Genomic DNA, 13,926 nt, shown 5'->3' with positions numbered 1-13,926 from the left:
TAAAGGAGGTTTTTTTCATGGCTGAACATATGTTAGATATGGGTCAAGATACAACTCTTGGTAAAGTAGAAATTGCACCAGAAGTAATTGAAGTAATCGCAGGTATTGCAGCTGCTGAGGTAGAAGGTGTAGCGGCAATGCGTGGTAATTTTGCTACAGATGTTGTTGAGAAGTTAGGTAAGAAAAATCATGGTAAAGGTGTAAAGGTTGAGTTAGCAAACGAAGATATTATCGTTGACCTTTATGTTGTGATGTATTTTGGCGTAGCAATTCCAGTTGTTGCACAAAAGATTCAAGACAACATCCGCCAGGCACTCTTTACAATGACAGGGCTTGAGCCAAAAGAAGTGAATGTTCACATCGTTGGCGTAACATTCGAAACACAGAAAACAGAAATCGAACCAGTGTAAGAATGAAAAAGGTGCCTAGTAACATAGGCATCTTTTTTATCGTTTCATTTCTTCACAAATTAAAACCCTCTAATTATTATACTATTTCAAAAAATAAGAAATCAAAAAGAAGATGTTTCGTTTTTCCAAAAAACGTACATTGTGATAAGATATGGAACTTGAAGTTAATCTTTTTATTATTTTTCAGCCTTGTAACCCGTGTGTGAAACGATAAATTGTGTTATTATCATTGTATTATAAGGTTGGAAAATCAATGAAAACTGTAAGAGTAAGTGAATTGACGGCTTATAAATTATAATAATATAACAAAGCATAAGGAAAGACTTGAAGCATAAAGGAGAGTTACAATGAAACGTAGGACGGCTAGAGAAAGAGCTATGCAAGCATTATACCAAATGGATATTACAGGTGAATTAGAACCGAAAGTAGCGGTGGAGAACACGCTAGATGAAGGTGAAGAAACAAATGAGTTTCTAGAATCACTTGTAGTAGGTTTTGTAGAAAATAAAGAAGTAATTGATGAAGCGATTCGTCAAAACTTAAAAAAATGGAAGCTGGAGCGTATTAGTATTGTTGATCGCAGTATTTTACGTGTAGCTGTGTATGAAATGAAATACATGGAAGAAATTCCACACAACGTAACAATTAACGAAGCGATTGAAATTGCTAAAACATTTGGGGATGAGGAATCTCGTCGTTTTATTAACGGCGTTTTATCTAATATAAAAGATACACTGTAATTTCTTTAAGGGGGAATCTTAAAATGGTAGCAGTAATCATCAAAGGAAATGAAGTTGCGGAGAAAAAACGAGCACAATTAACAGAAGAAGTTGTGAAGTTGAAAGAGCAAGGGATTGTACCAGGATTAGCAGTTATTCTAGTTGGAGAAGATCCAGCATCTCGTTCTTATGTAAAAGGAAAAGAAAAGGGCTGTGAACAAGTAGGAATCTATTCAGAGCTAATTGAATTTCCTGAAACAATTACTGAGGAGCGTTTGCTTGCTGAAATCGATCGCTTAAATGCCGATGACCGCATTAATGGCATATTAGTGCAATTACCTTTACCAAAACATATTGAAGAAAAAGCTATCATTGAAAGAATTTCACCAGAAAAAGATGTAGATGGATTTCACCCAATCAGCGTGGGACGTATGATGACGGGACAAGATACATTCCTTCCATGTACACCGCACGGTATTGTAGAATTAGTAAAAGAAACAAATCTTGATATCTCGGGAAAACATGTCGTAGTAATTGGAAGAAGTAATATTGTCGGCAAGCCAGTGGGACAATTGTTCTTAAATGAAAATGCAACTGTCACATACTGTCATTCTAAGACGCAAAATATGAAAGAGTTATCAAAGTTAGCTGATATTTTAATCGTAGCAGTTGGACGACCAAAGATGATAACAGCTGATTATATTAAAGAAGGAGCGGTTGTAATCGACGTTGGTGTAAACCGTTTAGAAACAGGCAAACTTTGTGGTGATGTTGATTTTGACAACGTGTTAGATGTTGCGGGTTACATTACACCTGTGCCAAAAGGCGTTGGTCCAATGACGATCACAATGCTTCTTCATAATACTGTTGAATCTGCTAAACGTGCAGGTGTCGTTTGTAAATAATTTGAGTCGGCTATGAGGAGAGAGAAATGGAAAAACAATATTTAACCGTTACAGCGTTAACACGCTATATAAAAACAAAAATAGAATATGATCCGCATTTGCAGTCTGTTTGGTTAAAAGGTGAAATTTCCAACTTTAAAAATCATAGTCGTGGCCACATGTACTTTACATTGAAAGATGAAAATGCAAGAATCGCAGCGGTTATGTTTGCGGGTCATAATCGTAATATTAAATTCAGACCTGAAAATGGGATGAAGGTACTTGTGAAAGGGAAAATTTCCGTTTACGAGGCGAGTGGTTCTTATCAAATTTATATTCAAGACATGCAGCCTGACGGAGTCGGAAACCTGCATTTAGCTTACGAACAATTAAAGGTTCGTTTAGAGGAAGAAGGTTTGTTTTCTCAAGTTTATAAAAAAACAATTCCTCCTTATGCTAAAACAATAGGTGTGATTACGTCGCCAACAGGGGCAGCGATTCGTGATGTTATAACAACAATTAAACGTCGTTATCCAATTGGAAATGTTATTGTGTTTCCGGTACTTGTACAGGGGGAGTCAGCAGCTCCCTCAATCGTACAAGCGATTCGTACAGCGAATGAAATGGGAGAGATAGATGTCCTAATCGTTGGGCGAGGGGGAGGCTCTATTGAAGAGTTATGGGCTTTCAATGAAGAAATGGTAGCGAGGGCAATCTTTAAGAGTGAGATCCCTATTATTTCGGCAGTAGGCCATGAAACGGACTTTACAATCGCGGATTTTGTTGCCGATTTACGTGCGCCAACACCGACTGCAGCAGCTGAGCTGGCAGCGCCTAACATTATAGAGTTACAAGAAAAGGTATTACAAAGAACTCTAAGATTGCAAAGAGCAATGAGAGAGTTAGTACATAAAAAAGAAGAAAAACTACAAGTATTGCAAAAATCGTATGCGTTCCGTTATCCAAGACAAGTATATGAGCAAAAAGAAGAGCAATTAGATAGAGCGTTAGAACAGCTTGTTTTAGCGAAAGAGCGCTATATTGATAAAAAGGTAAATCAGTTAAAACAGCTTTCATTTTATTTAGAGAAGCACCACCCAGCTCAAAAAATTATGCAAACGAAGGTAGCGGTTGAAACATTGCAAAAGCAATTGCAACGTGAAATGCAAACATTACTTCAAACGAAAGAATTTGCCTTTGTAAGAGCTGCTCAAAAACTTGAAGCGTTAAGTCCGCTTAAAGTAATGATGAGAGGGTACGGGCTTGTATATGATGAAGAGAAGCAAGTGTTAAAAAGTGTGAGAGATGTCAGCCTTGGAGATGCTGTTTCAGTTCAATTACAAGATGGAATACTAGATTGTAGCGTATCAGGCATAGAGGAGCGTGAATTGAATAATGGAAAATAAATTAAGCTTTGAAGAGGCAATTTCGCAACTTGAGCACCTCGTTTCTAAGCTAGAGCAAGGTGACGTACCTTTAGAAGAAGCAATTTCTTATTTTAAAGAGGGTATGGAATTATCTAAGCTTTGTGATGAGAAGTTGAAGAACGTACAAGAACAAATGGCAGTTATTCTTGGGGAAGATGGAGAGCTTGAACCGTTTACTGCTTTAGGAGATGAAGCATAGTGACTATTGCTTTTGATACTTTTTTGAAAGAAAGTAAAACTTTCGTAGAAGAGAAGCTTGTAAGCTATGCAAATGAATTACAATGTCCAAATGTACTTCGTGAAGCGATGGCATATTCTTTGGAAGCGGGTGGAAAGCGTCTCCGCCCGTTACTTTTATTTGCGACATTACAAGCGTTTGGTAAAGACAGAAATCTTGGAATAGGTGCAGCTTGTGCTCTTGAAATGATACATACATACTCGTTAGTTCATGATGATTTACCTTGTATGGATGATGATGATTTAAGAAGAGGGAAGCCCACAAATCATAAAGTATTCGGTGAAGCGATGGCAGTTTTAGCAGGCGATGGTTTGTTGACGTATGCTTTTCAAGTTATTATGGCATATGAACAAAAGGAAATCTCTGCTGAAAAAAAAGTAAGGCTTGTACTTGAGCTTGCAAAAGCGGCAGGGCCAGAAGGAATGGTTGGCGGGCAAGTGGCAGATATGGAAGCTGAAGGGAAACAACTTACAATTGATGAGTTGGAGTATATTCATAAGCATAAGACTGGGAAACTACTTGAATTCGCTGTACTTGCAGGGTCGATACTTTCTGATGCCACGGAAGAACAAGAAGAAAAGTTACTTGCGTTTGCAAAATATATCGGCCTAGCTTTCCAAATTCGAGATGATATTTTAGATGTGGAAGGAACCGAAGAAGAGATTGGAAAACCGATTGGTAGTGATGTTTCCAACGAAAAGAGCACATATACGACGTTATTTACTGTAGATAGAGCAAAGGATATTTTAGAAGAAACAATTGCAAAAGCAAAAGGTGCTATTGGTTCCTTGCAATTACAAGATGAATATTTACTATCTATTTGCGATTTGATTGCAAAACGTAATAACTAATATAACAGCGTTTCCATTTGTTGAGTCATTCATCATTTTATGATATAAATGTAGGAAAAGGTTTTTCTTTTCTTGTTATTGGCAAAAATATATGTAGATTACATTGCCGTTATCACTTCGTGTTAGCGGCTATTTTTTTCATCGCCTAAAGAAATATGGCTTATAATAGGATTAGGGCGCAATAGACTGGTTAATTGCAGGACAAGGTGAAAAATAAAAAAAGATAATTTCTTGTTTTGTGTAAATGTTTTTTATAATATTTGACATGTTGACAGATTATGAAATGAAAGTGAGTGATCCATGTGGATCTAACGCAAATTCAAAACCCTAGTTTTTTGAAAGATATGTCTATCGGTGAACTAGAGGGATTGAGTGAGGATATTCGTAAGTTTTTAATTGAAGAGCTCTCTCAAACAGGTGGACATATTGCACCAAATTTAGGTGTAGTAGAACTCACAATTGCTCTGCATAAATTATTTGATAGTCCGAAAGATAAATTTTTATGGGACGTAGGACATCAATCCTATGTACATAAAATTTTAACAGGACGTGCAAAGGAATTCGGTACATTAAGGCAATATCAAGGTCTATGTGGTTTCCCAAAACGTTGCGAGAGTGAGCACGATGTATGGGAAACTGGCCATAGCTCGACATCATTATCAGCTGCAATGGGAATGGCTCTAGCACGTGATTTAAAGAAAACGAAAGAATATGTTATACCAATCATTGGAGATGGTGCTCTAACAGGCGGAATGGCTTTAGAGGCATTGAACCATATTGGACATGAAAAAACAGACATGATTGTTATTTTGAATGATAATGAAATGTCAATTGCACCAAACGTTGGTGCGCTTCATAATGTACTTGGACGTCTACGTACCGCAGGGAAATACCATTGGGTAAAAGATGAACTAGAGTATATATTAAAGAAAATCCCAGCAGTCGGTGGGAAAGTTGCTGCGACAGCAGAGAAAATAAAAGATAGTCTTAAATATTTACTAGTATCCGGTGTCTTTTTCGAAGAATTAGGCTTTACATATTTAGGCCCAGTTGATGGGCATGATTATGAAAAGTTATTCGAAACGTTGCAATATGCAAAGAAAACAAAAGGCCCAGTGCTCGTTCATGTTATTACGAAAAAAGGAAAAGGTTATAAACCAGCTGAGAGTGATGTTATTGGAACTTGGCATGGAACAGGACCTTATAAAATTGAATCAGGTGACTTCGTTAAACCGAAAGAAGTTGCACCAGCATGGAGTGCTGTTGTTAGTGATACAGTACTTAAGCTAGCGAGAACGGATGAGCGTATCGTTGCAATTACACCTGCAATGCCTGTTGGATCGAAACTTGAGAAATTCCAAAAAGAATTCCCAGATCGTATGATTGATGTAGGTATTGCAGAACAGCATGCTACAACAATGGCAGCGGGTATGGCAACGCAAGGAATGAAGCCATTCTTAGCGATTTATTCAACATTTTTACAAAGAGCATATGATCAAGTTGTTCATGATATATGCCGCCAAAATTTAAATGTCTTCATCGGAATCGATCGCTCTGGTTTAGTAGGAGCAGATGGTGAAACGCATCAAGGTGTATTTGACATCTCATTCTTACGTCATTTGCCGAATATGGTACTTATGATGCCGAAAGATGAAAATGAAGGGCAACATTTAGTATATACGGCGATGCAATATGAAGATGGACCAATCGCATTACGTTATGCGCGCGGTAATGGACTTGGTGTTCATATGGATGAAGAATTAAAGGCGATTCCAATCGGTACTTGGGAAACGTTAAAAGAAGGTACACAAGCGGCTATTTTAACATTTGGTACGACAATACCAATGGCAATGGAAGCAGCTGAGCGTCTTGAAAAGGCTGGAGTTTCAGTGAAAGTAGTGAACGCTCGCTTTATTAAACCGATGGATGAAGCATATTTACATGATCTCTTAGGGAAAAATATACCGATTTTAACGATTGAAGAAGCTTGCTTAATTGGTGGTTTTGGAACGGGAGTAGTTGAATTTGCATCTGAGAACGGGTACCATAGTGCGTTAATTGAACGAATGGGTATTCCAGACCGTTTCATAGAGCACGGTAGTGTAACAAAATTATTAGAAGAAATTGGTTTAACGACAGATGCTGTTGTAGACCGTATTCATACAATGATTCCATCAAAACAAAAAAGGGCGTAACAAATGAGTGCAAAAAAAGAAAGAGTAGATGTACTATTAGTAGAGCGAGGACTTATAGAAACACGTGAGAAAGCAAAACGCGCCGTTATGGCCGGACTTGTATATGCGAATGAGATGAGACTTGATAAGCCAGGAGAGAAGATCCCACAAGATACAGAGATTACGGTGAAGGGACAAGTTATGCCGTATGTAAGCCGTGGTGGTTATAAACTTGAAAAGGCATTGGAGACATTTCACCTGGATTTACAAGATAAAGTTATGATAGATATTGGTTCATCAACTGGTGGCTTTACAGATTGTGCGCTTCAAAACGGAGCGAAATTATCTTATGCATTAGATGTAGGATACAATCAACTTGCGTGGAAATTGCGTCAAGATGAGCGTGTTGTCGTAATGGAACGGACAAACTTCCGTTACGTGACACCAGCAGACTTAGAACGTGGTTTACCGCAATTTGCTAGTATCGATGTTTCGTTTATATCATTAAAGCTTATACTGCCGGTTTTAAAAACAATGCTTATGCCTAATGGGGATGTAGCAGCGTTAATTAAACCACAGTTTGAAGCTGGAAGAGAGCAAGTTGGGAAAAAAGGTATCGTTCGTGATCGAAAAGTACATGAGGCTGTCGTAGAAATGATTGTCGACTTTGCTATAAAAGAAGGATACGACGTAGAAGGTTTAACATTCTCACCAATTACGGGCGGGGATGGTAATATTGAATTTTTAATTCATCTGAAATGGCATGGTGAACGTGAGAATGGCGAAAATCATTCTCCAGTTTCTGTTGAGCAATTAGTTACAGAGGCGCATGATGTCCTAAAACAAAAAGGAAAAGGGGAATAACATATGTTGTTCCTCTTTTTGTTGTAATTGTATAATGATTGTAAAAACAATTGTGTACAAGCAACGAATTATAAGTTAACATAAATAAGTGAAGTATACCAATGTTTAAACTATGGTAAGAGATAGTGTGAGGTGCAAATGTATGAATAAAGGTCAGCGCCATATTAAAATCAGGGAAATTATTGCGAACAAAGAAATTGAAACACAAGATGAATTAGTTGATATTTTACGTAATGAGGGATTTAATGTAACGCAAGCAACAGTATCGCGCGATATTAAAGAACTGCACTTAGTGAAAGTGCCATTACATGATGGGCGCTATAAATATAGCTTGCCAGCAGATCAACGATTTAACCCGTTACAAAAATTAAAACGCAATCTAGTGGATTCATTTGTAAAATTAGACACGGCAGGACATATGCTTGTGCTAAAAACACTGCCTGGTAACGCTCATTCACTTGGAGCACTTATTGATCATTTAGAGTGGGATGAGATCATCGGAACCATCTGTGGTGATGATACTTGCTTAATTATTTGCCGTACACCTGAAGATACAGGTGTTGTCTCTGATCGTTTCTTAAATATGTTGTAAAAAAAATCTTGTTTGCTTTCCTCTGTAAAGTGGAAAGTGAACAGGATTTTTTTATTGGTTAAAAATGTGAATTCTTAATTGTAATATAATATTTTCTTTGCATAAAATTAGAAAATAGGTGGATTGACCCGTAAAACGAATGTTTGGTACAATGGAGCGGTTAGAAAAGTAATTTATACATACAAACATATAGTATGACTATTTGAATGAAGAACTGAGAAAAGCCCTTAATAGGGGATTAGTTTATAACGAGGTGAATGGGGCATTGTTATCGGAATTATCGATTAGAAACTTTGCTATTATTGAGGCATTAAATATTTCTTTTCAAAAAGGGTTAACGGTTTTAAGTGGTGAAACAGGGGCCGGAAAATCGATTATTATTGATGCGATTAGTTTACTTGTAGGTGGCCGTGGTTCAGCGGAATTTGTTCGATACGGAACAGAAAAAGCTGAGATAGAAGGGCTATTTTATGTAGAAGATGATAAGCATCCATGTATTGAAAAGGCAGAAGAGTTGGATATAGAAATAGAAGACGGCATGATTATTTTGAAGCGTGATATCGCTGCGAACGGAAAAAGTGTATGTCGTGTAAATGGGAAACTGGTCACCCTTAGTATATTAAAGGAAATTGGAAAAACACTTGTTGATATTCATGGGCAGCACGAAACACAAGATTTAATGAATGAAGAGCGTCATATGTTTATGCTTGATCATTTTGATGGAGATCGCATTGTTAAACAATTGGGTATATATCAAAATGTATACGCTGACTATGAGAAATTAAAAAAACAGTTAAAATCGTTAAGTGAAAATGAACAACAAATGGCGCATCGCTTAGATTTAATTCAATTCCAGCATGAAGAAATCAGTAAGGCGGATTTAAAGATGGATGAAGAAATTGAATTAACTGAAGAACGATTGCAAATTTCTAATTTCGAAAAAATTTACAAAGCATTAGGCGATGCATATCGCTCGTTAAGTGCTGACGGACAAGGGTTAGATAATGTACGAAGCGCAATGGGACAAATGGAGAGTATTACACATTTAGATGAAGTGTATCAAGAAAATCATGATTCAATTGCAAATAGCTACTACTTATTAGAAGAAGTTGCATATCAACTTAGAGAAAAGCTCGATATGATGGAATATGATCCGAAGCGTTTAGACGAAATTGAAACGCGTTTAAATGAAATTCGTATGCTAAAGAGAAAATATGGAAATACTGTAGAAGAGATTTTAGCGTATGCTGATAAAATTGAACAAGAAATTTTTACGATTGAAAATAAAGACGTTCATATTGAAACGACGAAGAAGCAATTAAAGGAATTAGAAAGTGTTATTCTGCAAGAAGCAACTTCGTTAAGTAATATGCGTCATGAGCTTGCAGAGCATCTTACAAATGCCATTCATCAGGAATTAAAAGAATTATATATGGAGAAAACAAAATTTGAAGTGAGAATCATGAAGAGAGAAGGAAATGCTGAAGAGCCTCTCGTTGAGGGTGCCCCGGTAAGACTTACGGCGGATGGCTACGATCATGTGGAATTTTATATTTCAACAAATCCAGGTGAGCCGCTAAAACCACTTTCAAAGGTCGCTTCTGGCGGAGAGTTATCTCGTATTATTTTAGCTTTAAAAAGCATTTTTTCTAAGCATCAAGGTGTTGCATCTGTTATTTTTGATGAAGTGGATACTGGTGTAAGTGGTCGAGTTGCACAGGCTATTGCGGAAAAAATTTATCGAGTATCAGTAAACTCGCAAGTACTTTGTATTACGCACTTACCTCAAGTAGCTTCAATGGCGGATTCACATTTATTTATTCGAAAACAAGTAGCGAATGATCGGACAATTACATCAGTTACCGTTTTAACTATGGAGGATAAAGTAACAGAAATAGCTCGAATGATTTCTGGTGTGGAAATTACAGATTTAACGACAGAACATGCGAAAGAATTACTTACGCAAGCGCATCATTTTAAACAGACAGCAGAGGCTATCCAGTAATGGATAGCTTTTTTTCTCAAATAATGATTTCTTAATTCTTCCGGTTATAAATAAAGCACTGCAAGGAGAGATTAAAAAGTGAAGCCAAGAGGCTGAATGTGGGGTAGGAGCGAGGAGAGTGAACAAATTGAGATTAGAAAGATTTCGCAAAATAATAGGTCTTTGCCTCCTTGTTTCTTTAGTTTTTATTGGGTGTTTTAAACCGCTTCGGACATTTATTTCATCCCCGAAGCAACTTGTTGTTTTTGAAGGGCAACAATCAGAAATAGCTTCATTACCAGTTTTTCAAGCTTCATCTACAGATCATCATGTGTTTACAGTAAGTTCCAATGAACAAAAACAAGGACTTATGGTAAATCCTCATCAAAATGGTGAAGCAGATATGGTGTTTCAGCTTGCTGGTTTTCCAGTGAAAAAAGTAAATGTGAAAGTATTGAAAGATTTTAAAGTTATTCCAGGTGGACAATCAATTGGTGTGAAGTTAAATACAAAAGGGGTACTTGTTGTAGGCCATCATTTAATTCAAACTGAAAAAGGGAAAGTATCTCCTGGTGAAACAGCTGGTGTGCAAATTGGAGATATGATTACTGAAATTAATGGTAAAACAATTGAAAGAATGAGTGATGTAGCACCATTTATTCATAATAGTGGTGAAACGGGTGAACCGCTTAATCTTGTTTTGTTAAGAGATGGAAAACATATCCGCACTAAGTTAACACCACAAAAAGACAGTGGAGAATCGTCTTATCGCATTGGTTTATATATTCGTGATTCGGCAGCTGGAATCGGAACAATGACATTTGTGCATCCTGATTCTATGAAATATGGGGCACTTGGTCATGTCATTTCTGATAACGATACGAAAAAGCCGATTCAAGTCGAAGATGGACAAATTATGCGTTCGACAGTTACATCAATTGAAAGAGGTAGTCATGGGAATCCAGGAGAGAAATTAGCGAGGTTCTCACCAGATCGTGAAGTGATTGGTAATATTACAATAAATAGTCCATTTGGTATATTTGGGAAATTAAATACAAATATACCAAATGGCGTAATGGATAAAGCGATGCCGATTGCACTATCTCATCAAGTGAAAGAGGGACCGGCAAAAATATTAACAGTTATTGATAAAGATAAAGTGGAAGCGTTTGATATTGAAGTTGTAAGTACAGTACCGCAAAAGTTTCCAGCGACAAAAGGCATGGTAATAAAAGTAACAGACAAACGTTTATTAGCGAAAACGGGTGGTATCGTACAAGGCATGAGCGGAAGCCCAATTGTGCAAAACGGGAAAGTAATTGGGGCTGTTACACATGTATTCGTAAATGATCCAACATCAGGATATGGTGTTCATATTGAATGGATGTTACATGAGGCTGGAATTAACATTTATGAACAAGAAAGAAAAGCGAGCTAATTATTAATTAGCTCGCTTTTCTGTTGAAAAATTCGTTGAAATTTTGTAAAAGCTCCGCAAGAGGTGTTTTTTGTTGTAAAATAAAAGAAAAGGGTTGAACGTTTCGTTGTATTTCTATGATGGAATGTGTTGCGAAAGGGAATAAATGAACGATAAACATATTTTTTTGTGATTTTATCGGAAAGTAACAAACTTTAAAAGGGAATTTTCACACAATTGTCGAACAATTCATGTAGCCTAGAAGGATACACATGTCGGAGAATCGATTCGGTAAGGGAGGAAAAGCTGTGGAGAAAATTAAAGTATGTCTTGTGGATGATAATAAAGAATTAGTATCAATGCTAGAGAGTTACGTAGCTGCTCAAGATGATATGGAAGTAATCGGTACTGCTTATAATGGTCAAGAGTGTTTAAATTTATTAAATGATAAGCAGCCGGATGTACTTGTTTTAGACATTATTATGCCACATTTAGATGGTTTAGCTGTACTGGAGAAAATGCGACATATTGAAAGGTTAAGACAGCCTAGCGTAATTATGTTGACAGCATTTGGACAAGAAGATGTGACGAAAAAAGCAGTTGACTTAGGTGCTTCATATTTCATATTAAAACCATTTGATATGGAGAATTTAACGAGTCATATTCGTCAAGTGAGCGGTAAGGCGAACGCTACCATTAAACGTCCACTTCCATCTTTCCGTTCAGCAACTACAATAGATGGAAAACCGAAAAACTTAGACGCGAGCATTACGAGTATCATTCATGAAATCGGTGTGCCTGCTCATATTAAAGGGTATATGTACTTAAGGGAAGCAATCTCTATGGTGTACAATGATATCGAATTACTTGGATCTATTACGAAAGTATTGTATCCAGATATCGCGAAGAAATATAATACAACAGCAAGCCGAGTCGAGCGTGCGATCTGTCACGCGATTGAAGTAGCATGGAGTCGTGGGAATATTGATTCTATTTCGTCCTTATTTGGTTATACAGTATCCATGTCAAAAGCAAAACCTACAAATTCCGAGTTCATCGCAATGGTTGCGGATAAGCTGAGACTTGAACATAAGGCTAGCTGAGAGTAAAGATAGTAAGGGACTTAGGTTTTAGTAAAGCTTAATCATTCTTTAAATTTATACTCGATATTAAATGTAAAACCAATGAACTTTTTATTTAATGACCAATGAATTTTAGAATTCGTTGGTCTTTTTATTTTGCTGAGAAAAAGAGGAGGAAGTAATATCAATTTTATCGAAATTATTTGGATAGATGAAAATCGCTCGTTTGATATTATGGAAAATAAATCCTGTTTTTAGTAATATTACATATAAGTGAGTTTTTTTATAAGACAATTAAATAGGTATAGATAGGGAGAAGGGGAATGGAAAATAAAATATTAACCTGGCTAGGAATAGTAGCAGCTATGGGAGTCCTTGCTGTTGCAGTTACATTTGGAATGTTAGAACTTGCCGATAATCCAGTAGATAAAGAAGTAAATGCTCAAATAGAGAAAAAAGAAGATCCAACGATAGTAGGTAGAGAGGTAGATGGAGTCTTTGTTGATGTGTATGTTACTGAAAATTCTACTGAAAGCGAAGTTATTACAGTGATGCATCACATGACTCATCAAAAAGTAGTGGCAGAACGAAAATCAGAATCCATTCCAATGATTCAAAATAATGCTGAAAAATTAAAAAAAATCATAAATAAGAGTAGCTTTGCGAAAAAAAATGAGCTTTTAGAGATTGCTGATAGATGGGCGAAAAAAGATTTTAGTCAAATTGTAGAAGATCACAATTATTTCTCGGATGCCCAAGAAGGTAGCACTTGTAAAGCCACTAGAGCGATGGATGCGGTAGAAGAGCAACATTATATTTTAACTACATTCGGGGAGGAAAAAGCGAAAGAACTATACGATTCAGGAGATGCTCCGCACGTTCAATAAAAAATAATATAAGGGCTTCTAGTTTTATTATTACCTTGCTTAAGGGCGCAATGGGTACTTGTGAATAAATATTTTTCTTTCTTTATGAATTGTAACAAAAAAGAAGGTATATCATCATTATTAAATGATGAAGTGAAGGCTAAATCGCATCATAGTATATCTGTTAAAGGATTTTAGTAGGGAAGTCATCCGTGATATAATAGAAAATAATAAAAAGCCCTGCAAAACAGGACTGTATTATTCTTCGTCTTTATTTTGTTTTTCTAATTCAACTAACTTTTGAATTAGAATGTGCTGCGGCATATGCATAAGTTGTTCAAGTGGAACACCTAATGCTTTTGATAGGCGGACTGCAGTGTCTGGAGAAATTTGTAATGGTCTCATAGAAGTACCTCCT

Annotated in this window: 14 protein-coding genes; 13 read left to right on the top strand and 1 reads right to left on the bottom strand. The window is 36.6% G+C overall.

Going from position 1 to position 13,926, the window contains the following annotated elements; all coding sequences use genetic code 11:
- Positions 1–17 precede the first annotated feature (17 nt).
- From J0835_RS20505 to J0835_RS20445, 13 genes are all read left to right on the top strand, one after another.
- The gene (locus J0835_RS20505) at positions 18–410 is read left to right on the top strand and encodes an Asp23/Gls24 family envelope stress response protein (protein WP_000807630.1); all 393 of its coding nucleotides are present in this window, start codon (positions 18–20) and stop codon (positions 408–410) included.
- A gap of 347 nt (positions 411–757) precedes the next feature.
- Positions 758–1,150, top strand: a complete 393-nt coding sequence (gene nusB, locus J0835_RS20500) for a N utilization substance protein NusB (RefSeq protein ID WP_000830249.1) — start codon at positions 758–760, stop codon at positions 1,148–1,150.
- 23 nt (positions 1,151–1,173) lie between these two features.
- Positions 1,174–2,034 carry a bifunctional methylenetetrahydrofolate dehydrogenase/methenyltetrahydrofolate cyclohydrolase FolD gene (gene folD, locus J0835_RS20495; RefSeq protein ID WP_087981864.1) on the top strand — a complete coding sequence of 287 codons (861 nt, stop codon included), beginning with the start codon at positions 1,174–1,176 and terminating at the stop codon, positions 2,032–2,034.
- 26 nt (positions 2,035–2,060) lie between these two features.
- Complete coding sequence (gene xseA, locus J0835_RS20490; RefSeq protein WP_087981862.1) at positions 2,061–3,419, top strand: exodeoxyribonuclease VII large subunit; 1,359 nt, start codon at positions 2,061–2,063, stop codon at positions 3,417–3,419.
- Entirely contained in the window at positions 3,409–3,639 is a 231-nt protein-coding gene (gene xseB / locus J0835_RS20485; protein WP_000428423.1) for an exodeoxyribonuclease VII small subunit, read from the top strand. Before xseA ends, xseB begins: the two co-directional genes overlap by 11 nt.
- Positions 3,639–4,529: a (2E,6E)-farnesyl diphosphate synthase gene (gene ispA / locus J0835_RS20480; protein ID WP_087981860.1), complete on the top strand. Its 891-nt coding sequence runs from the start codon at positions 3,639–3,641 to the stop codon at positions 4,527–4,529. The genes xseB and ispA overlap by 1 nt, the downstream gene beginning before the upstream one ends.
- A gap of 302 nt (positions 4,530–4,831) precedes the next feature.
- A complete protein-coding gene (gene dxs / locus J0835_RS20475; protein ID WP_046956368.1) occupies positions 4,832–6,724 on the top strand; it encodes a 1-deoxy-D-xylulose-5-phosphate synthase in 1,893 nt (630 codons plus the stop codon).
- 3 nt (positions 6,725–6,727) lie between these two features.
- Positions 6,728–7,567, top strand: coding sequence for a TlyA family RNA methyltransferase (locus tag J0835_RS20470; RefSeq protein ID WP_087981858.1), 840 nt, complete (start codon positions 6,728–6,730; stop codon positions 7,565–7,567).
- A 142-nt stretch (positions 7,568–7,709) separates the two neighbouring features.
- Positions 7,710–8,159 (top strand): arginine repressor ArgR, encoded by a 450-nt coding sequence (gene argR / locus J0835_RS20465; protein ID WP_001032581.1) that lies wholly within the window; start codon positions 7,710–7,712, stop codon positions 8,157–8,159.
- Positions 8,160–8,424: 265 nt separating this feature from the next.
- Entirely contained in the window at positions 8,425–10,164 is a 1,740-nt protein-coding gene (recN, locus tag J0835_RS20460) for a DNA repair protein RecN (protein ID WP_000947743.1), read from the top strand.
- A gap of 118 nt (positions 10,165–10,282) precedes the next feature.
- Entirely contained in the window at positions 10,283–11,581 is a 1,299-nt protein-coding gene (gene spoIVB, locus J0835_RS20455; RefSeq protein ID WP_087981856.1) for a SpoIVB peptidase, read from the top strand.
- A gap of 287 nt (positions 11,582–11,868) precedes the next feature.
- Positions 11,869–12,663 carry a sporulation transcription factor Spo0A gene (spo0A, locus tag J0835_RS20450; RefSeq protein WP_333728159.1) on the top strand — a complete coding sequence of 265 codons (795 nt, stop codon included), beginning with the start codon at positions 11,869–11,871 and terminating at the stop codon, positions 12,661–12,663.
- A 302-nt stretch (positions 12,664–12,965) separates the two neighbouring features.
- Entirely contained in the window at positions 12,966–13,529 is a 564-nt protein-coding gene (locus tag J0835_RS20445; RefSeq protein WP_087981852.1) for a PRK06770 family protein, read from the top strand.
- Between the two features lie 237 nt (positions 13,530–13,766).
- Here the strand turns inward: J0835_RS20445 and J0835_RS20440 are convergent, their stop codons facing one another.
- Positions 13,767–13,913, bottom strand: coding sequence for a YycC family protein (locus tag J0835_RS20440; protein ID WP_001247671.1), 147 nt, complete (start codon positions 13,911–13,913; stop codon positions 13,767–13,769).
- Positions 13,914–13,926: the final 13 nt, after the last annotated feature.

This window comes from Bacillus cereus group sp. Sample62 (assembly GCF_036851315.1).
Lineage (GTDB): Bacteria > Bacillota > Bacilli > Bacillales > Bacillaceae_G > Bacillus_A > Bacillus_A wiedmannii.
This window is presented reverse-complemented; position numbering and strand designations above follow the sequence as displayed.

What these genes read in the sequence shown, in the direction of transcription:
- J0835_RS20440 (WP_001247671.1), bottom strand. Translation starts at nt 13,913, where the DNA reads ATGAGACCATTACAAATTTCTCCAGACACTGCAGTCCGCCTATCAAAA.
- argR (WP_001032581.1), top strand. Translation starts at nt 7,710, where the DNA reads ATGAATAAAGGTCAGCGCCATATTAAAATCAGGGAAATTATTGCGAAC.
- J0835_RS20445 (WP_087981852.1), top strand. Translation starts at nt 12,966, where the DNA reads ATGGAAAATAAAATATTAACCTGGCTAGGAATAGTAGCAGCTATGGGA.
- folD (WP_087981864.1), top strand. Translation starts at nt 1,174, where the DNA reads ATGGTAGCAGTAATCATCAAAGGAAATGAAGTTGCGGAGAAAAAACGA.
- xseA (WP_087981862.1), top strand. Translation starts at nt 2,061, where the DNA reads ATGGAAAAACAATATTTAACCGTTACAGCGTTAACACGCTATATAAAA.
- nusB (WP_000830249.1), top strand. Translation starts at nt 758, where the DNA reads ATGAAACGTAGGACGGCTAGAGAAAGAGCTATGCAAGCATTATACCAA.
- J0835_RS20505 (WP_000807630.1), top strand. Translation starts at nt 18, where the DNA reads ATGGCTGAACATATGTTAGATATGGGTCAAGATACAACTCTTGGTAAA.
- xseB (WP_000428423.1), top strand. Translation starts at nt 3,409, where the DNA reads ATGGAAAATAAATTAAGCTTTGAAGAGGCAATTTCGCAACTTGAGCAC.
- J0835_RS20470 (WP_087981858.1), top strand. Translation starts at nt 6,728, where the DNA reads ATGAGTGCAAAAAAAGAAAGAGTAGATGTACTATTAGTAGAGCGAGGA.